Source organism: Streptomyces sp. 71268, from assembly GCF_029392895.1.
GTDB lineage: Bacteria > Actinomycetota > Actinomycetes > Streptomycetales > Streptomycetaceae > Streptomyces.
Genome location: NZ_CP114200.1, coordinates 4,445,300 through 4,464,213, shown reverse-complemented (window position 1 = coordinate 4,464,213; position 18,914 = coordinate 4,445,300). Strand labels below are relative to the sequence as shown.

Genomic DNA, 18,914 nt, shown 5'->3' with positions numbered 1-18,914 from the left:
CCCACGGCCTCGCCCGAAAGGGCGTGCGGCAGCAGCTTTCAGCGCCCCGCACGCCCCCCATATCACGCATGCCTCCATGCGCCGCCCGGTCAATTCGCGGTTTTCGCCCGCGCCATTTCCCCAGCGCCCTGCCGGGCCCGGGCCGGATATCCGGAATTCGTGCCACCCGATACGGGGACGCTCCCCACCCGCCCCCGAAAACCCCGTGCCCGACCGACCGCCACCCGCTACCGTGGCCCCGTGCAATGACGCCTGCCCGCATGTCGGGCGCCACCGACGCTCCTTCGGCTTCGCGACCATCCGGAATCCCACGAAGGAGACACCTCGACATGAGTACGCCGTATTCCCTCACTGTCCCCGACGCGTTCGCCGCGTCGTACGGCCGTGACAATCCGTCCGGGCGCGCCTGGATCGCGCGGCTCCCCCAGCTCGCCGACGCGATGTTGAGCCACTGGGAGTTGCGCGTCAGCGGGCCCGTGGCGCACGGCATGGCGTCGGTCGTGTTGCCGGTGACCCGGGCCGACGGGACGCTGGCGGTACTGAAGTTGCAGCAGGATCGAGAGGAGACCGCGGGGGCCGCGAGTGGGCTGCGAGCCTGGGGTGGCGGGGGCGTGGTGCGGATGCTCGACCACGACCCGGGCTCGTCGAGCATGCTGCTGGAGCGGCTGGACGCGAGCCGGCCGCTGTCCTCGGTGGCCGACGACGGTGCGGCGATGCGCGTGCTGGCCGGGCTGCTGGCGCGGATGACCGCGGTGGCCGCGCCCCCGGACGTACGGCGGCTGACCGACATCGCCACGGCGATGCTCGCCGAAGTACCGGGGGCAGTCGACAAGTTGGCCGACGCGGAAGAGCGGCGGTTGTTGCGGACGTGCGCGTCCGCGGTCGCCGAGTTGGTTGGCGAGGCGGGCGACCGGCTGCTGCACTGGGACGCGCACTACGACAACGTCCTCGCCGGCGAGCGCGAGCCCTGGCTCGCCATCGACCCCGAACCGCTCGCCGGCGACCCCGGGTTCGAGCTGCTGCCGGCCATGGACAACCGCTGGCAGGAGGTCGTGGTGCCCGACGGCGTGACGCGTACGGTGCTGCGCCGCTTCGACCTGCTGACCGAGGCGCTCGGCCTGGACCGGCGGCGCGCCACCGGCTGGACGCTCGGCCGCGTCCTGCAGAACGGCCTGTGGGACATCGAGGACGGCAGGTCGGCCCTGGAACCCGCCCAGGTCGCCATCGCCAGGGTCCTGCTGGCACACCGCTGAGGCGTGCGGCGTCCGGGGCGGGTGCGCGCGGCGCCCGTCCCGGGCCGCCGGGCGCGCCGGCGGGCCCAGGGCGCTCGAACGTGTTCGACGCGGGATCACTACGATCGACGGCCATGGACTGGCTGGAGCGGGTCACGAGCTTGCGGCAGTGGTCGCGCGACGGCACGCGCGCCCCGCACAAGCCGCTGCTGCTCCTGTACGCCCTCGGCCGGTTCCAACAGGACGCCGACGGGGTGTTGTTGTACAGCGCCGTCGAGGGGGACCTGCACCGGCTGCTGGTCGAGTACGGGCCGCCGCGCAGGACGACGCCCGCCTACCCGTTCCACTACCTGACCAGCGACGGCGTGTGGGAGGTGCGCACCGAGCACGGAGTGGGCAGTCCGGGGCCCGGGGTGCTGAAGTTGCGGGGCTCACGGGCCGCCGGGCGGTTGGCGCCCGGGCTGCGGGCGGCGCTGCGGCGGGAGCCGGGGCTCGCCGGTCGGATGGCGCGGGTCCTGCTCGACCTGCACTTCCCGCCCTCGTTGCACGGCGAGCTGTGCGACGCGGTCGGCCTCGACCTGGAGCCCGCCGTCGACCTGCCGCTCCTCGCCGCGCGACGACAGCAGCGGGACCGGCGGCTGCGGGAGTTGGTGCTGAGCGCGTACGCGTACCGGTGCGCCTTCTGCGGTTACGACGGGAAGCTCGGGGGACTGACGGTCGGCCTGGAGGCGGCGCACGTGCACTGGTGGGCCTTCGGCGGCCCGGACACCGTCGACAACGGGCTCTGCCTGTGCTCGTTGCACCACAACCTCTTCGACCGTGGCGCCCTCGGCATCGACGACGGCCGCCGCGTCCTGGTGTCCCAGCGGTTCGCCGGTGACAGCCCGGCCGCCCGCGCGCAGGTCACGGAGCTGGCGGGCCGCCCGCTGCTCCGCCCCCGGGCCGGCGCGAGCGACGTCGCCGCCACCCACCTGACCTGGCACTCCCGGCACGTCTTCCGGGACGTCCCGCGCCCGGCCACCCACGCCTGACCGGCCGACGCCTGACCGGCCTCGGCCCGTCGTGGCCGGCCCGCGCGCGGCCGCCTCCGTGCCGGGCCGCGCCTGGGCGGACCCTATCCGCCGGCCGTACGAGCTGTCGGTGGCCCCCGCCACGGGACGGCCGGGCCCCGGCCGCACGGTGCGTGCGGGCGGGACCCGGCCGCCTTCGGGCTCGGGGCGTGCGGTCGGTACGGCTAGCGGCCCGACTTCCGCAGCGAGCAGGTGGCCCGCACGGTCTTGCTCGGGTCGCTCTCGGAGCGGGCGGTCAGGGTGACCTTGCCGCGCTGTTCGGCGCCGGGGCCGGCGGTCACGGCCACGTCCACCGGGACCGAGGTGCCGGCCTTGGCGGTGGCGAGCCGGTTCGGGAGCCAGGCGGACCAGCCTCGGCCGGAGGCCGCCGCCGACAGCCGGTACACGTCCGAGTCCAGGTACGGCGCGGCGCTCGAAGGATGGGCGCCGGAGTCAGCGCCGGTCTCGCCGGTGTTGGTCAGCGGGAAGGTGCACACGGCCCGCTCCTTGCCCGGCTTGCCGTGTGGGGTGCCCCGGTCGAGGTCGAGCCCGCGGTCCTGGCGCCCGGCGCCGTCCAGGGAGCGCACGCCGACGGTGTACGAGAGCACGCCGGCGCGGTCGCGCTTGATGTCGAGCACGTAGAAGTGCAGCCGGTTGGCCTGGTCGACGTACTCGTAACTGCTGCCGGAGTCGGCGCCCGCGTGGAAGAGGGCGTCGCTGAGCTGGCGGTAGTCGCCCATGGTGATCTTCTGCTCGGTGCCGTCGGGGCGCTTGAAGTCGACCAGGTCGATGTCCTCGGGGTGCGCGTCGACGACCCAGGCGAACGGGGCGCGGTCGGCGTTCTTCGTCTTGGCGAGCAGCACGCCGTTGTCGGGCGTGAAGGAGTCCATGCCCATCCGGTCCACGACCTCGACGGTGTAGTTCTGGTAGCCGCCGCCGTCGCACAGCGGGTCGGTGGCGCGGTCGCACTGCGGCGACAGGTCGCGGGCCATGGTGATGTTGACGCCGGTCAGCCCCTTCTCGCCGGGCGGCGCCGAGCGCGCGGTCACGTCGGCGACGACCATCCCGGAGTCCTTCAGGGCGTCGCGGTCGAGCCGCAGCACGTTCGCCTCGTCCACGATGCCGAGCTTGAGCTTGTCCCGCAGCACGTGGTGGGCGCCCATCGAGGCGCCCGCGGTGGCCGGGGTCTGCCAGCGGGTGTGCGGGCCGCCGGGGCCGTTGAACGAGCCCCGCGAGAGCATGCCCCAGATGCCGGAGTACGAGCGGCTGAGGGGCTTGCCGTAGGGGTTGTTGTAGTTGTCGGCGATGCCCAGGATGTGGCTCAGCTCGTGGGCGAAGACGGCCATGCCGGAGCTCTCGGCCTGGGTGGAGGAGCCGTCGGCGGCGTTGGGCCAGATGCGGGCCGCGGCCTGCCAGGAGGTCCAGGGCACGTAGCGGGTGCTGGCCGCGTTGCCGCCCTCCGCGGTGGGCGAGGGCGGGCCCCACTGGGCGGGGACGTCCTTCGGCTCGTTGAACTTCATCTGCCCGAACTCCTGCCAGGCCGCCGACTCGTCGACGCCGGCGGTCAGGAAGAAGACGAAGTCGAACTCACCGGGCTTGTCGGGGCCCACGTCCTTGATCCACGCGCGCTTGCCGTCGGCGCGGATGTCCTTGCCGCAGGTGTCGCCGACCGGGCAGGCGCCGGGGTTCATGCCGGGCTCGATGCCGTACTGGTAGGACTTGTGCGGCAGTTGGTAGACGCCGAAGGCGGTCAGGTCCACACCGACCCGGCCGCCGGAGTCCTCCATCCAGTACTCGTTGATGGTGTGACCCCGGTTGAGCTTGCCCGGCTTGTTGAGGAAGTCCTCGTAGAACTGCGGCAGTTCGGAGCGCGGCACGTTGGACGCGGCCGGCACCGGGTTGCCGAACCTGGCCTTGCCGGCGGGCTGGCTGACCGAGAAGCCCTCGTCGGGGTAGTCGAGCAGGACGAGGGCGCCCTTGAAGGTGCGGTCGGTGGGCTTGAGGTCGGGGTTGGCCCAGTCGGTGCCGGGGACGGAGCGGTACTCGGCCCAGGTCATGTCGTCCGGGTTGCGCCAGTTCTGCGGGTCGATCGGCGTGACGAGCCGGGGCCGCTGCGCGGACTCGGCGTCGGTGCCGGCGTCGGGCGACGCGCCCGCCGGGGCGACGGCCAACGCCACCAACACGCCGACCACCAGGGCGAGTAAGCCGAGCCGCCGGACGCCCCGGGGCGGCCGGGGCACCGACGCGCGCGGGGCGACGGGCCCGGTACGGGAGGAGCGCGGGCGCAGCGCGCGGGGCAGGCGCGTGAGGCGTGTCGTCGGCGATATGTGGGGCGCGCGGGAGGCGCGGAGCGAGCGGCGGGTGCGCCGGGAGCGGGGTACGCGGCGCGCGCGCGAGCGGCGGAGGAACAAGACTCACCTCGTGGTCTGATCGCTGTCAGAGATCATCGGACGTGGACATGGCAAGTCGTTCAGCGGGGGTTTCCCACCGCCGTCAAGGTAAGTCGGGGGGCGTCGGTACGCCAGAGTGCCGACCGCGCGTTCGTGAGGCCACCGGCACATAGCCCCGTAGCGGCTCCGGCCCGTGGCACCGCCGTCCGGCCGCGGCACCGCCGTCCCGCAGCACCGCGGCCCCGGCCCGTAACACCGCCGCCCCGGCCCGTACGGCACGGGGCGGGGGCGCGTCACGGGACGGGGCGGCCCGCCGTCAGTCTCGGGGGCGGCGGTGCGGGCGGAAGCGGGACCGGGCGCCGTCGGGGTGGGCGCCGCCGTCCCGCCGGGAGCGGTCGTACGGGTAGTGGGCGATGCGGTCCTCGTGTTGGGCGTTGAGCTGGTGGATCACGAGCACACCCAGCGCGATCATGGCCGCGATCGCGAACACCACGATGAGGGTCTCCACGGCTGTCACCTCCCTGCTGGCGCCGGCCCGAACGAGCGAGGGGCCTGAGCGGTCCGAGGGGCCCGCGACCGAGGGTCCCGGGGCGAGCGTTCCCGGTACCCTCAGCGTACTCCTGACCTGCCCAAACGGCCCGCGCACGCGCCCGACGACGGCCCGCGCACGCACCCCGCGACAGGCCCGGGCACGCGCTCCGCGACAGGCCCGCGCACGCGCCCCGCCACGGGCCGTCCGGCCCCGTCCCGGTCAGTGGTGGAAGCCGGTGCGCTCGGCGTCGGTGGGGGCGCCCGTGGACAGGCGGCGCAGGGCCTGCCGCAGGTCGTCGGCGAGCAGGGCGATCTCGTCGCGGCCGACGCCGTGCCGGACCAGCACCCGGTGGATGACCGTGTCGTGCCGGTCGGCGGGGAGCGGGTACGCGGGAACCTGCCAGCCGCGCATGCGGAGTTGGTCCGACAGGTCGTACAGGCTGAAGCCCGCCCCGCGCGGGTCGGTGAGCGTGTACGAGACGGCGGGCAGCGCGCCCTCGCCGTCGTACAGCAGGGTGAACGGGCCCATCTGGCGTACCTGGTCCGCGAGGTACCGGGCGGTGTCGGCGCACGCCTGTTGGACCCGGCGGTAGCCGGCCCGGCCCAGCCGCAGGAAGGCGTAGTACTGGGCGATGACCTCGCCGCCGGGCCGGGAGAAGTTGAGGGCGAAGGTGGGCACGTTGCCGCCGAGGTAGTCGACCTGGAAGACGAGTTCGGCGGGGAGCGCGTCCGCGTCCCGCCACAGCGCCCAGCCCACGCCCAGCGGCGCGAGCCCGTACTTGTGCCCCGACGCGTTGATCGACGCGACCCGGTCGAGGCGGAAGTCCCACACCAGGTCCGGGTGGAGGAACGGCGCGACGAACCCGCCGCTGGCCGCGTCCACGTGGATCGGTACGTCCCAGCCCCGCTCGGCCTCGATCCGGTCGAGTTCGGCGGCGATCTCGGCGACGGGCTCGTAGGCGCAGGTGAAGGTCACCCCGAGGATCGCGACGACGCCGATCGTGTTCTCGTCCACGTACGCCGCGACCTGCTCCGCCCGCAGCCCCGTCGCGCCCGGCTCCAGCGGCACCTGGCGCAGTTCGACGTCGAAGTAGCGGGCGAACTTCTCCCAGCAGACCTGTACCGGCCCGGCGACGATGTTGGGCCGGTCGACGGACTCGCCCCGCGCCTGCCGCCGGGCGCGCCAGCGCCACTTGAGCGCGAGCCCGCCGAGCATGGCCGCCTCGCTGGACCCGGTGGTCGAGCAGCCGACGGCGCCCCGTGGCCCGACCCCGCCACCTTCGCCACCACTGCCCTCGTCACCGCCGTCACCGCTGCCGTCGCCACTCGACGGCGCGTGCCACAGGTCGGCGAGGATGCTCACGCAGCGCGCCTCGATCTCGGCGGTCTGCGGGTACTCGTCCTTGTCGATCATGTTCTTGTCGACGCACTCGTTCATCAGCCGGTGCACCTGGTCCTCCGACCACGTGGTGCAGAACGTCGCCAGGTTCTGCGCCGCGTTGCCGTCGAGGAGCAGTTCGTTGTGGAGCAGCGCGTAGACCACGTCGGGCGGGGCGTGCTCGTCCGGCATCCGGTGCTTGGGCAGGACGTGCGCGCTCATCGGTGAGGCGAAGACGTCGACGTACGGATCGTTTGCGGGCGTCTCCTTGGCGCGGTGCAGGGCCATGGGCGTGCTCCTCCGACTGCGAAGGCGGCGAACCCCCCGCAACGACGTATACCGGACGGCCCCCGATCCCGCCCCCCGCTGCCCCGCCGCCCCGCTGCCCGTCTACGACCGGGCCCCGTCCGGCGGCGGCGCCCCACCCCCCGCCGCCCGCTGGTCGAACAGCTCCGCGAGGTGGTGGCGGAGCACGGCCAGCGCCGCCTCGGGTGGGCGCTGGCCGACCAGGACGCTGGTGCCGAGGCCGTGGCTGAGGGCCAGCAGTCGGGCGGCCTCGACGGCGGGGTCGGCGGTGGGGGGCAGCTCACCGGCGGCGCGCGCCGCCGCGAGCGCGTCGGCGAGCCGGGCCTCAAGGTGGTTGGGGCCGGCCACGAAGGGGCGCGCGGCCAGCTCCGGGTCGGTCATCGCGAGCACCGCGTACGAGGTCCAGATCAGGTGGAAGGCGCGGCTCGGCTCGTCGGTGGGCAGCGCCTCGGCGCAGAACGCCTCGGTGAACGCCCGCGCCGTGACCGGCCTCGGCAGTCCGGCCAGCCGGTCCGCCCAGCGCCGCTGGCTCTGCCGCTCCAGGGTGCGCAGGGTCGCGTGGACGAGGTTGGCCTTGGTCTCGAAGTAGTACTGCACCAGCCGCAGCGACACGCCGGCCTCGGCCGCGACCGCGCGCAGGGTGACCGTGTGCAGGCCCGTACGCGCGGCGACCCGTACCAGCGCTTCGGTGATCCGCGCCCGGCGCTCGGCGTGATCGACGGTCTTGGGCACCGCCGGCCTCCCCTGCTCGTCGGTCGGGGCGGCTCCCCAACGCGCCCCGGAACCTTTATGATACCGCCGTACCATAAAACTCGGGAGGCGGGTGCCATGGCGGAGCACGAGGCGGGCGACCCACGCCGGCCCCCACCGACCACGGCGGGCCGGCCGCCCGGCCCCGAGCGGGGCGGGGCGGCCGGCGACGCGGCGAGCGGAACGGGTGGCGACGCGGGCGGCCCGGCGCCCGAAGGTCAGGGCGCGGAGGGCGCGCGGGACCGCCAGGGCGCGCAAGACCGAGAGGCCAGTCAGGGCGCGCGGGGCGGCGGGCGGCGCGCCGTGCTCGCGCTCGCGTGCGCCGCGCAGTTCATGGTCATCCTCGACGTGTCCGTGGTGAACGTCGCGCTGCCGTCGATCAAGGACTCGCTCGGCTTCGACGCGGTGGCGCTCCAGTGGGTCGTCGGCGCGTACGCCATCGCCTTCGCCGGCCTGCTGCTGCTCGGCGGGCGGCTCGCCGACCTGTACGGCAGGCGCCGGGTCTTCCTCTGCGGGCTCGCGCTGTTCTCGCTCTCCAGCCTGGTCGGGGGGCTCGCGGGGGCGCCCGGCGTGCTCATCGCCATGCGGGCCGTCCAGGGCCTGGGCGCCGCCGTCCTCGCGCCGGCCACCCTGACCATCCTGACCACCACCTTCGCCGAGGGGCAGGGCCGCTCCCGGGCACTGGCCACCTGGACCGCCGTCAGCTCGGCCGGCGGCGCGGCCGGCAACCTGGTCGGCGGGGTGCTCACCCAGTCGCTGTCCTGGCGCTGGACGCTGCTGATCAACGCGCCGATCGGGCTACTGACCGGCCTGCTCGCGCTGCGGCTGCTGCCCGCCGACCGGGCCCGCGCGGCGGCCCGGCGGCTGGACGTGCCGGGCGCGGCGCTGGCCACGATCGGCGTGACCGGCCTCGTCTTCGGCGTGACCCAGGCCGAGCGGCACGGCTGGGCCGGCCCGGCCACGCTGGCCGGGCTCGGCGGCGGGGCGCTGGCGCTGGCCGGGCTGTGGTGGGTGGAGGCGCGGCACGCGGGCGACCCACTGATCCCGCGCGCGCTGCTGCGCGCCCCGGGCGTGCGGGTGGGCAACGCGGTGATGCTGCTGGCCGGGGCGTGCTTCATCCCGATGTGGTACTTCCTGTCCCTGTACATGCAGGACGTCCTGCACTACGGGGCGCTCGCCACCGGCCTCGGCTTCCTGCCGCACACCCTGGCCGGCATCGTGGCGGCCCGGCTCGCCCCGCTCGCGATGCGGCGCGTCGGCGCCCGCGCGCTGATCGCGGTTAGCGCCCTGCTCGCGGCGGCCGGCTTCCTGTGGCAGAGCGCGCTCGGGCCGCACAGCGACTACGTGACCGGGCTGCTCGGTCCGGGCCTGGTGATGGCCACCGGGATGGGCCTGTTGATCACCCCGATCACCACCACCGTCACCTCCGGGGTCGCGCCCGACGCCGCGGGCGCCGCGTCGGGCCTGATGAACGCCGCCCGGCAGGTGGGCGGGACGTTCGGCCTCGCGGCGCTGGTCTCGGTCGCGGGCACCGCGGCCGGCGCGGTCGCCGGCTACCAACGCGCGTTCTGGGCCATCGCCGGCCTGTGCGCGCTGGTCGCGGCCCTGGCCGCCGCGCTGCCGCCCAGCCCACCCGCCCGGGCCACGGACGCCCCGGACGGCGAGCCGCCGAACCCACCCACGGGGGCCGAGGCCACCCGCTAGCGACCGCGCCCCGCTGGGCGCCCCCGGCGAATTACGGATGCGCTCCGCGCCGCCCGCCAACTAGCCTGGCGACATGTCCACGCCCCGGATCTCCTAGCTCAAGGACCCGCTTCCACACCACCCGTGTGTCCTTTTGCTTATCCGGAGCGTCTCCCCATGATCACTGTTCGCGGTCTCGACGTGCGCGTCGGCGCCCGTCTGCTGCTGTCCGACATCTCCTTCCACATCGCCCCCGGCGACCGCGTCGGCCTAGTCGGCCGCAACGGCGCGGGCAAGTCCACCCTGCTGACCCTGCTGGCCGGGCAGGCCGGCCAGCCCGGGCCCGTCGCCGGCAGCATCACCCGCACCGGCCCGGTCAGCTACCTCCCGCAGGACCCGCGGGCCGCCGACCCCGCCACCACCGTCGCCGACCGGGTGCTCTCCGGCCGCGCCCTCGACCGGGCGGTCGCCGCGTTGCGCGCCGCCGAGACCGCCATGGCCGACGCGGCGAACCCCGGCGCGCAGCGGCGGGCCATGGACGCGTACGCGCGGGCCGAGGCCGAGTTCCAGGCGCGCGGCGGGTACGCGGCCGAGGCGGAGGCCGCCCGGGTCGCGGCCGGCCTCGGACTGCCCGACGAGGCCATGGGCCGGCCCGTCGGCGAACTCTCCGGCGGCCAGCGGCGCCGCGTCGAGCTGGCCCGCATCCTGTTCGCCGGGCAGGGCACGCTGCTGCTCGACGAGCCGACCAACCACCTGGACGCCGACTCCGTCACCTGGTTGCGCGCCTTCCTCGCGGCGCACCAGGGCGGCCTCGTACTGATCAGCCACGACACCGGGTTGATCGCCGACACCGTCAACCGGGTCTTCCACCTCGACCCGGACAGCGCCGGCCTGAGCGTGCACAACACCGGCTGGCGGACCTATCTCACGCAGCGGGAGGCCGAGGAGCGGCGGCGCGGCCGGGAGCGGGCGAACGCCGAGCGCAAGGCGGCCACCCTGCACGCGCAGGCGGAGAAGATGCGGGCCCGGGTGGCGACGGCGGTGGCCGCCAGAAACATGGTCCGCCGCGCCGACCGGATGCTCGCCGACCTCGAACCGGCCCGCCGGCGCGAGAAGGTGGCCAGGTTCCGGCTGCCGGAGCCGGCCCCGTGCGGGCGGATGCCGCTCGGCGCGGTCAGCCTGGTCAAGGCGTACGGGCGGCGCCGCGTGCTGGACGGCGTCGACCTGGCCGTGGACCGGGGCAGCCGCCTTGTGGTGCTCGGCCTGAACGGCGCCGGGAAGACGACGTTGCTGCGGTTGCTGGCCGGCCGTGAACGGCCCGACGCGGGCCGCGTCGTGCACGGCCCGGGGCTGCGGCTCGGCTACTTCGCGCAGGAACACGACACGCTGGACGGCGCCCGGACCGTCTGGGAGAACCTGGCGAGCGCCGCCCCGCACCTCACCGACGGCGAGGTGCGGCGGGTGCTCGGCGCGTTCCTGTTCAGCGGGGACGACGCGGCCAAGCCGGCCGGCGTGCTCTCCGGCGGCGAGAAGACCCGGCTCGCGCTGGCCGGCCTGGTGCACTCCGGCGCGAACGTGCTCCTCCTCGACGAGCCGACCAACAACCTCGACCCCGCGTCCCGGGACGAGGTGCTCGGCGCGGTCGGCACCTACCCGGGCGCGATCGTCATGGTCACCCACGACGAGGGCGCCATCGCCGCCCTGCGCCCGGACCGCGTCCTGCTGCTGCCGGACGCGGACGAGGACCTGTGGAACGAGGAGTACCTGGAGCTGGTGGGCCTGTCGTAACCGCACCCGGTCGCTCCCGCGCGGGCCCGGCGCCAGCCGCCACCCACCACCCGGCGCCCCACCCCCGAGGGCGCCGGGCCCGGCCGCGCGGCCCCGGCGCGTACGGGGCCGCGCGGCCCCGGCGCGTACGGGGCCGCGCGGGGGCCGGCCATGCGCGACCGCGCGGGCCCGCACCGTACGTGCCGGCGATCCGGACCCGCCGAGCATTTCCCCCGTACGGGTGATCGCCGCTTCGTTGCGGCGCTGCGGCTGGACGCGGGGCCCTAGCTTGGCGCGTTGGTGAACCTGGTGGCTGGTTCCGCTGACCGGAGGTGCTCTCCCGTGCAAGGTCCCGCTCCGCAAGACGACCAGCACCCCGACGCGGCCTCGGGCGGGCGGGGCGCGCTCTCCCCCGACGCCGTCGACGCCCTCCTCGCCGAACTCGGCTCGGCCGCCCGCCAGGTGCTGGCCGAGGCCGAGGCGGTGGAGCGGCGGATGGAGGAGCTGACCGACGCCGACGAGGAGACGATGGTCCGCGACCGCGCGGCGGGCCGCAGCGTGTACGCGCCGACCTCGGCGCTCGCCTCGGCCCGGGCCAGGCTCTCGGCCCACTCGGCCCTCGGCCACCGGGAGGCCGCGCGCGCCTTCGTCTCCTGGTGGGCCGACGCGGCGACGGTCGCCCTGGTCACCGCCGCCTGCCACGCCGCGCCGCACGAGGCCCGCATGGTGGCCGCCAACCCCGAGATCGCCATGGACGACGAGGACCTGACCCACCTGCCCAAGATCTCCGACCACTCCCGCCAACTCATCGAACTCGGCGCGCACATGCACGACAACGGCGACGGGCTGTCCGAGATGGTCGCCGACCTGGCCGTGCGCAGCGGCGTACGCATCGGGCGGGACGCGCGGGGCGCGGTGACGGTGTACGAGGACGGCCAGCCCGACGCGCGGCGCCACCGCCTGTGGGGCAACCGCTGGGCCGACCACCAGGTGCCCACGCTGCCGACGTCCGAGCAGCTCACCGTCCTGCTCGGGGGCGCGCCCGCCGACGTGCTGGCCCGGCTGCACGCCGCGCTCGCGGCCATCGACGCGACGCTGGTGGCCAAGGCGCACGCGGAGCGGCTGAGCGACAAGGACGGCCCGTGGACGCCGGCCGAGATGATCGAGTACGACCAGCTCTCCGCCCAGGTCGAGGGGCTGACCCGGCAGTTGGCGCAGTACGCGCAGGCCGCCCAGGACTGCGTCCCCGCCGCCCGCGCCCTCGCCCTCCGACACGAGACGGCGCCCGCGCCCGCCACCTGAGCGCGAACCGAGCCCACCACCTCCCGAACCCGCCCCCCGAACCCGCGGCCCCAACCCGCGCCCGGCCCGCCTCCCCCGGGTGGTCCGCCGACCCCTGGGCCAAGCCAGCGCTGGGGGACCCGCAAGCGATGTCGAGGATTGACGTGGGCTTTCACCACGGATGACGATCTCTGGCGGGCCCGGCGCACGCCGGCGCCCGGCGCGAGCCGGAGCCTCCGGCGCCGCGAGCGATCGGAGGATGATCCGTGGAAGCGCTTGAGGCGGTGGCCATCGGGGCCGCGGGCGTCGTGGCCGGTGGCATGAACGCGGTCGTCGGCTCCGGGACCCTCGTCACCTTCCCCACCCTGTTGGCCTTCGGCTACCCGCCCGTGGTCGCCAACGTCTCCAACAACATCGGCCTGGTGCCCGGCTCGATCAGCGCCGCGTACGGCTACCGGCGCGAGCTGCGCGGGCAGCGCGGGCGCGTGCTGCGGTTCGCCGTCGCCTCGCTCATCGGCGGGCTGATCGGCTCCCTGCTGCTGCTCAAGCTGCCCGAGTCGACCTTCGACGCCGTGCTGCCCGCCCTCATCCTGATCGCCTGCGTGCTCGTCCTGCTGCAACCGCGCCTCAACCGCTGGCTGAGCAACCGCAAGAGCGGCCCCCGGCACAAGGACGGCGGCGTACCGGTGTGGTGCGGCGTGCTGGGCACGGGGGTGTACGGCGGATACTTCGGCGCGGCCCAGGGCGTGTTGATGATGGGTATCTTCGGCGCGTTCCTGGACGAGGACCTGCAACGCCTGAACGCGGTGAAGAACGTGCTCGGCTCCGTCGTCAACGGCGTGGCCGCGGTCGTCTTCATCATCGTCGCGGACGTCTCGTGGGCCGCCGCCGCGGTGGTCGCCACCGGCGCCACGATCGGCGGCCTGATCGGCGCCCGCATCGGCCGCAAGCTGTCGCCGACCGTGCTGCGCGGCATCATCGTGGCCGTCGGCCTCACCGCGTCCGTGGCGGTGATAGTGCGCTGAGTCCCCGGCCGCCCCGGCCCCGGCCGCCCGCACGCCCCCGGAGCGGCCGGCCCCGCGCCCCACCTCGCGCCGCGCCCTGCCTCACGCCCCCTCACGTCACGTCGGTCATCTTCGGCGTCTCGCCCGCCGTCCTGGTCACGTCGATCACGGCGAAGCCGGCGCCCTGCGGGTCGGCGAGGGACGCGAACCGGCCGTACGGGGTGTCCATCGGGCCGAAGTGCACCTGGCCGCCACCGGCGGTCGCCCGGGCCACGGCCGCGTCGCAGTCGTCCACGGCGAAGTAGACCTGGAGGTGCGAGGGCACCTCGGCCGGGAAGTCCTCGCCCATCGCCATCCGGCCGAGCACCGGGTCTTCGCCGAGGCTGAAGACCCGGAAGTCCATCTGCTCGTCGTCCACCTGCTGCGCGCGGTAGGGGAAGACGGCGGCGAAGAACGCGTCGGACCGCCCTGGCTGGCGCGTGTACACCTCGGCCCAGCAGTACGCGCCGGGCTCGGCGACCTTCTCGAACCCCTTGTGCTGGCCCGCCTCCCAGACGCCGAAGGCGACCCCGCTCGGGTCGCGGGCGATCACCATCGTCCCGAACTCGCTGACCCGCATCGGCCCCATCACCACCTCGCCGCCGGCCGCCCGGATCGCCTCGGCGGTCGCCGCCGCGTCGTCCGACGCGAAGTACAGGCACCACGCGGACCGCTCCTCCGCGCCCGGCATGGGCGGCACGACGGCGGCCACCGCCTTGCCGTCCGCGTACGCCTGCGTGTAGTTGCCGTACTCCGTCGAACTCTCGCCGAAGGTCCAGCCGAGCACATCCCCGTAAAAGGTCTTGGCGCCCTCGAAATCGGTGAACATCGCGTCGGCCCAACACGGTGTTCCTGTCGCGAAGGTGGTCATGGTCCACATGTCCTCTCGGTCGCCACGCCCGCCGGCCGGTGGGCGGTTCCGTTCCGCACTCTCGTCAGTCGGTTCCCCTTTGCCGCCGGTACGGAATTGTCGGGCCGTAACCCGCGACTCACCACGGCCGGCCCGGCGTATGAGCCGGTCAACGGGGGTGCCCACGCTAGCGGTTCGCGGCCTGCCGGCCACCGAGCGACGCGGCCAATTCCTCCACCACATCGAGGTCATTCACGGTCCGCATAGCGGAATTCCGGGCCTTAATTCCGACAGGCGAGAACGTGTGTTCCGGTAGGCGAAAACGGCAATCTCGCCGGCAACGGATCGAGCCGGAAAAACGCGCGCGGCACTTCCCGGAGGAGGTAATGTCTGCGCACCGTCCCGCTTTTTTCCGTCCCGCCGTGCCCGGTGCCGTCGCGCTGCCATGCCGGCACGCCGTCGCGCTCGCGCGCCGTCGTGCCACCGCGCCGTCGCGTCCGCCGCGTCAGCGCGTCGCCGCGCCACCGAGCCCGGGTAAGAAGCCGCGCCGCCGAGCCCGGCAAGAAGAGGAGATCCGCCATGCCCGCCGTACCGCCGCTCAACCCGCCCGTCTCCCTCACCCCGACCACGGGCCCGGGCACGACGCCCACCCCGCCGGCGGTGACGCCGGCCTCCCAGGCAGCACAGGCCGCCCAGGCCACGCCGGCCACCGCGACGCCCGCAGGCACGGCGACCGAGGCCACCGAGGCGGCGATGGCGATAGCCACCACCGCGGCCGACCAGCACTCGGTGATCCAGGTGCGCGGCGCCCGCGAGAACAACCTGCGGAACGTCTCGCTCGACCTGCCCAAGCGGCGCCTGTCGGTGTTCACCGGGGTCTCCGGGTCCGGCAAGTCCTCGCTGGTCTTCGGCACCATCGCGGCCGAGTCGCAGCGGCTGATCAACGAGACGTACACGGCGTTCGTCCAGTCGTTCATGCCGAGCCTGGGCCGCCCGGACGTTGACGCGCTGCACAACCTGAGCGCGGCGATCGTCGTGGACCAGGAGCGGATGGGCGCCAACTCCCGCTCCACGGTGGGCACCGCGACCGACGCGTACACGATGCTGCGCATCATCTTCAGCCGCCTGGGCACCCCGCACATCGGCACCTCCAGCGCGTTCAGCTTCAACGTGGCGGAGGGCATGTGCCCCGAGTGCGAGGGCGTCGGCGAGGTCTCGAAGATCGACGTCGAGCAGCTCGTGGACCGCGACAAGTCGCTCAACGAGGGCGCGATAACGGTCCCCGGGTTCGCCGTGGACTCCTGGTACTGGCAGGTCATGGCGGGCTCCGGGCTGTACGACCCGGACACCAAGCTGCGGGACTTCACCGAGAGCGAGTGGGAGGACTTCCTCCACAAGCCGAGCACCAAGCTCAAGATCGGCTCCAACAACATCACATACGAGGGCCTGGTCACCAAGGTCCAGCGGGTCTACCTCAGCAAGGACCGCGAGTCGATGCAGGCCCACCTGCGCGCCTTCGTGGACCGCGCGGTGGTCTTCGCCGCCTGCCCGGCCTGCGCCGGCTCCCGGCTCAGCGCCGCCGCCCTGTCGTCCACGATCAACGGCGTGAACATCGCCGAGTGCTCCGCGATGCAGATCAGCGACCTGGCCGCGTTCGTACGGGAGATCTCCGACGCCTCCGTCGGCCCGATCGTCACGTCGCTGCGCGAACTCCTGGAGTCGCTGGTCGAGATCGGCCTCGGCTACCTCAGCCTCAACCGCGCCTCCGGCACCCTGTCCGGCGGCGAGGCGCAGCGCGTGAAGATGGTGCGCCACCTGGGCTCCAGCCTCACGGACGTGACGTACGTCTTCGACGAGCCGACCGTCGGCCTGCACCCGCACGACATCCGGCGGATGAACGACCTGCTGCTGCGGCTGCGCGACAAGGGCAACACGGTGCTGGTCGTGGAGCACAAGCCGGAGGTGATCGCGATCGCCGACCACGTCGTCGACCTGGGCCCGGGCGCGGGCTCCGAGGGCGGCCAGCTCTGTTACGCGGGCGACGTGGCCGGCCTGCGCGCCTCCGACACGCTCACCGGCCGCCACCTGGGCCACCGGGCGCGGCTGCGCGAGCGGCCCCGCGAGCCGCGCGGCCGGATCGAGATCCGTGGCGCCGACGCGCACAACCTGAAGAACGTGGACGTGGACGTCCCGGTGGGCGTCCTCACGGTGGTCACCGGCGTCGCCGGCTCGGGGAAGAGTTCGCTGATCCACGGCTACCTGAGCAACCGGGAGGGCGTGGTCGTCGCCGACCAGTCCCCCATCCGCGGCTCCCGCCGCTCCAACCCGGCCACCTACACCGGCCTGCTCGGCCCGATCCGTACGGCCTTCGCCAAGGCGAACGGCGTCAAGCCGGCCCTGTTCAGCGCCAACTCGGAGGGCGCCTGCCCGAACTGCAACGGCATCGGCCTCGTCTACACCGACCTCGCGATGATGGCCGGCGTCGCCTCGACCTGCGAGGAGTGCGAGGGCAAGCGGTTCACGCCCGAGGTGCTGACGTACACCCTGCGCGGCAAGAACATCAGCGAGGTGCTGGGCCTTTCGGTCGCCGAGGCGTACGCGTTCTTCCCCACCGGCCAGGCCCACACCATCCTCGGCCGGCTGCGCGACGTGGGCCTGAGCTACCTGCGCCTCGGCCAGCCGCTCAACACCCTCTCCGGCGGCGAGCGCCAGCGCCTCAAGCTGGCCATCCACATGGCCGAGAAGTCCTCGACGTACGTCCTGGACGAGCCGACGACCGGCCTCCACCTCGCCGACGTGGACAAACTCCTGGCCCTGCTGGACCAGTTGGTGGACGCCGGCAACACGGTCGTGGTCATCGAGCACCACCAGGCCGTCATGGCCCACGCCGACTGGCTCATCGACCTGGGCCCCGGCGGCGGCCACGACGGCGGTCGCGTCATCTTCGAGGGCACCCCGGCCGACCTGGTCGCCAAGGGCGAGACGCTGACGGCCGAGCACCTGCGGGAGTACGTGGGCGGCTGAGGCGTGCGCCTCAGCCGCCGATGACCGCACGTTGGCCGGGACCGCTGCCCCGGCCGACCCCTTGCCTGGCCCCCGGCCGGGGGCCGCTTCGGTCTCCGGCCGGGGTTGGGCTTTGGGCTTCGGGCGGGGGCGGCTCCGGCGCGGCGCCGGCCGGGGGGGCCGCCGCACGGTGCCGGAGGGGCTGGTCCGGTCAAGGCAGGCCGGGCCGGCCTCGGCTCACAGCAGTTCGTCCGCCAGCAGGTCCATCAACAGCCCGTCGCGCCACTCGCCCGTGCGGTGGTCGCGCGCGTACGCCCGCATGACACCGACCGGTTTGAAACCGACCTTCCCGTAGTTGCGGATCGCGGCGGTGTTGGCGGCAGCCGGGTCGATGGTCAGCCGGTGGTGGCCGCGCTCGTGCACCAGCCAGCGTGCCAGCGTGCGCACCGCGTCCGTGCCGAGGCCCTTCCCGTGCAGCCGAGCGGTCAGGAAGATGTCGATGCTGGCGTGCCGGAACTCCGGGGCGGCCTCCTCCTCGTACTGCACGGCCCCGATCACCTCATCCGCGAAGACGACGGACAACATCGCGCCGTAGTCCTCGGGTGGAGACCACCACGCCGCGACCTCGGGTTCGCGCACGATGGCGTCCAACTGCGTGATGTCGGCATCGTGAGTGGACCGCAACACGACCTTCGCTCCCCGCAACTCCATGTCCGTAGTCTGCCGAACGGTCCGTGAGGGCCAGCCGCCGGCTCGGGTTGCGGTTACGGGTCCGCCGCACAACCCTCACCAGGTCGGCCGCGCCGACACGCCCCCGTCCACCACCAGGTCGTGGCCCGTGACGAACGAGGCCATCGGCGAGGCGAGGAACACGCACGCGTCGCCGACGTCCTCGGCCCGTCCCAGCCGCCCGGCCGGCACGGCGGCCTCCCAGCGGCGCACGCCGTCGGGCCAGGCGTCGGCGAGTCCCGGGCGACCGATCAGCCCGGGCGAGACGGAGTTGACCCGGATCCCGTACGGCCCGTACTCCAGCGCCGCCGACCGCGCGTGCATCGCGACGGCGGCCTTGGCGGCGTTGTAGTGCGCGTGGCCGGGCGCGGGCTGGCTCGCCTCGATGGAGGCGATGTGCGTGACCGTGCCGCCGCCGCCCGCGCGCATGACCTCCGCCGCGGCCTGGGTGCAGGCGAAGGTGGCGCGCAGGTTGGTGTCCACGACGGCGGACCAGTCGGCGAGCGTCATGCCGGGCAACGGCTGTACGGGCTGCACGCCGGCGTTGTTGACCAGTGCGGTCAGCCGGTCACCGCGCCAGGCGGCGGCCTCCCGCACCAGCCGATGGCACTCCGCCTCGTCGGCGAGGTCGGCACCCAGCGCCAGCGCGGCCCCGCCCGCGTCGTCGATCTCCGCGACCAGCGCGCGGGCGGCGTCCTCGCTGTTCCGGTAGTGCGCGACGACGGCCGCGCCCGCCGCCGCGAACCGCCGCGCGATCCCCTTCCCGATCCACCCACCGGCCCCGGTGACCAGCGCCACCTGCCCGCTGAGGTCGGGCAGGTGGGTGGGGTGTGTGCTGGGTTGGTTCACGTCGGGTACGCCTCTCGGTTCGCTCGCAGGGCTACGGGCCGCATGTCCCGAAGGGTGTTACCCGCCGCGCGCG

14 protein-coding genes are annotated in these 18,914 nt (G+C 74.2%); 7 read left to right on the top strand and 7 right to left on the bottom strand.

The genetic code is table 11. The features are described from left to right. Positions 1 to 329: 329 nt before the first annotated feature. Together OYE22_RS17325 and OYE22_RS17320 are read left to right on the top strand one after the other, a co-directional pair. Entirely contained in the window at positions 330 to 1,253 is a 924-nt protein-coding gene (locus OYE22_RS17325; RefSeq protein ID WP_277321256.1) for an aminoglycoside phosphotransferase family protein, read from the top strand. A gap of 113 nt (positions 1,254 to 1,366) precedes the next feature. Next, positions 1,367 to 2,263, top strand: coding sequence for a phosphorothioated DNA-binding restriction endonuclease (locus OYE22_RS17320; RefSeq protein WP_277321255.1), 897 nt, complete (start codon positions 1,367 to 1,369; stop codon positions 2,261 to 2,263). A gap of 203 nt (positions 2,264 to 2,466) precedes the next feature. Here OYE22_RS17320 and OYE22_RS17315 read toward each other — a convergent pair whose 3' ends face one another. The 4 genes from OYE22_RS17315 to OYE22_RS17300 all read right to left on the bottom strand — a co-directional run bounded on the left by OYE22_RS17315 (position 2,467) and on the right by OYE22_RS17300 (position 7,618). Continuing rightward, positions 2,467 to 4,464 (bottom strand): M6 family metalloprotease domain-containing protein, encoded by a 1,998-nt coding sequence (locus OYE22_RS17315; RefSeq protein WP_277321254.1) that lies wholly within the window; start codon positions 4,462 to 4,464, stop codon positions 2,467 to 2,469. Positions 4,465 to 4,987: 523 nt separating this feature from the next. Then, complete coding sequence (locus OYE22_RS17310; protein WP_277321253.1) at positions 4,988 to 5,179, bottom strand: hypothetical protein; 192 nt, start codon at positions 5,177 to 5,179, stop codon at positions 4,988 to 4,990. Between the two features lie 243 nt (positions 5,180 to 5,422). Further along, on the bottom strand, positions 5,423 to 6,868 hold the full coding sequence (locus OYE22_RS17305) for a glutamate decarboxylase (RefSeq protein WP_277321252.1): 1,446 nt from the start codon (positions 6,866 to 6,868) through the stop codon (positions 5,423 to 5,425). 102 nt (positions 6,869 to 6,970) lie between these two features. Next, positions 6,971 to 7,618, bottom strand: coding sequence for a TetR/AcrR family transcriptional regulator (locus tag OYE22_RS17300; protein WP_277321251.1), 648 nt, complete (start codon positions 7,616 to 7,618; stop codon positions 6,971 to 6,973). Between the two features lie 96 nt (positions 7,619 to 7,714). Between OYE22_RS17300 and OYE22_RS17295 the strand changes: the two genes are divergently transcribed. The 4 genes from OYE22_RS17295 to OYE22_RS17280 all read left to right on the top strand — a co-directional run bounded on the left by OYE22_RS17295 (position 7,715) and on the right by OYE22_RS17280 (position 13,392). Further along, a complete protein-coding gene (locus tag OYE22_RS17295) occupies positions 7,715 to 9,340 on the top strand; it encodes an MFS transporter (RefSeq protein ID WP_277321250.1) in 1,626 nt (541 codons plus the stop codon). A gap of 156 nt (positions 9,341 to 9,496) precedes the next feature. Continuing rightward, a complete protein-coding gene (locus OYE22_RS17290) occupies positions 9,497 to 11,107 on the top strand; it encodes an ABC-F family ATP-binding cassette domain-containing protein (protein ID WP_277321249.1) in 1,611 nt (536 codons plus the stop codon). Positions 11,108 to 11,428: 321 nt separating this feature from the next. After that, positions 11,429 to 12,388, top strand: coding sequence for a hypothetical protein (locus OYE22_RS17285; RefSeq protein ID WP_277321248.1), 960 nt, complete (start codon positions 11,429 to 11,431; stop codon positions 12,386 to 12,388). A gap of 245 nt (positions 12,389 to 12,633) precedes the next feature. Then, positions 12,634 to 13,392, top strand: coding sequence for a sulfite exporter TauE/SafE family protein (locus OYE22_RS17280; RefSeq protein WP_277321247.1), 759 nt, complete (start codon positions 12,634 to 12,636; stop codon positions 13,390 to 13,392). A 91-nt stretch (positions 13,393 to 13,483) separates the two neighbouring features. Here OYE22_RS17280 and OYE22_RS17275 read toward each other — a convergent pair whose 3' ends face one another. Continuing rightward, positions 13,484 to 14,281, bottom strand: a complete 798-nt coding sequence (locus OYE22_RS17275; protein ID WP_277321246.1) for a VOC family protein — start codon at positions 14,279 to 14,281, stop codon at positions 13,484 to 13,486. A 732-nt stretch (positions 14,282 to 15,013) separates the two neighbouring features. Between OYE22_RS17275 and OYE22_RS17270 the strand changes: the two genes are divergently transcribed. After that, on the top strand, positions 15,014 to 17,284 hold the full coding sequence (locus tag OYE22_RS17270; RefSeq protein WP_277324177.1) for an excinuclease ABC subunit UvrA: 2,271 nt from the start codon (positions 15,014 to 15,016) through the stop codon (positions 17,282 to 17,284). Positions 17,285 to 17,500: 216 nt separating this feature from the next. Here OYE22_RS17270 and aac(6') read toward each other — a convergent pair whose 3' ends face one another. Both aac(6') and OYE22_RS17260 read right to left on the bottom strand, forming a co-directional pair. Then, entirely contained in the window at positions 17,501 to 17,974 is a 474-nt protein-coding gene (gene aac(6'), locus OYE22_RS17265; protein ID WP_277321245.1) for an aminoglycoside 6'-N-acetyltransferase, read from the bottom strand. Between the two features lie 75 nt (positions 17,975 to 18,049). Next, the gene (locus OYE22_RS17260) at positions 18,050 to 18,841 is read right to left on the bottom strand and encodes an SDR family NAD(P)-dependent oxidoreductase (RefSeq protein WP_277321244.1); all 792 of its coding nucleotides are present in this window, start codon (positions 18,839 to 18,841) and stop codon (positions 18,050 to 18,052) included. Positions 18,842 to 18,914 lie beyond the last annotated feature (73 nt).

Bases quoted from the DNA above. Each gene is read 5' to 3' on its own strand.
- OYE22_RS17320 (WP_277321255.1), top strand. From the start codon at position 1,367: ATGGACTGGCTGGAGCGGGTCACGAGCTTGCGGCAGTGGTCGCGCGAC.
- OYE22_RS17270 (WP_277324177.1), top strand. From the start codon at position 15,014: ATGGCGATAGCCACCACCGCGGCCGACCAGCACTCGGTGATCCAGGTG.
- OYE22_RS17325 (WP_277321256.1), top strand. From the start codon at position 330: ATGAGTACGCCGTATTCCCTCACTGTCCCCGACGCGTTCGCCGCGTCG.
- OYE22_RS17305 (WP_277321252.1), bottom strand. From the start codon at position 6,868: ATGGCCCTGCACCGCGCCAAGGAGACGCCCGCAAACGATCCGTACGTC.
- OYE22_RS17275 (WP_277321246.1), bottom strand. From the start codon at position 14,281: ATGACCACCTTCGCGACAGGAACACCGTGTTGGGCCGACGCGATGTTC.
- OYE22_RS17290 (WP_277321249.1), top strand. From the start codon at position 9,497: ATGATCACTGTTCGCGGTCTCGACGTGCGCGTCGGCGCCCGTCTGCTG.
- OYE22_RS17295 (WP_277321250.1), top strand. From the start codon at position 7,715: ATGGCGGAGCACGAGGCGGGCGACCCACGCCGGCCCCCACCGACCACG.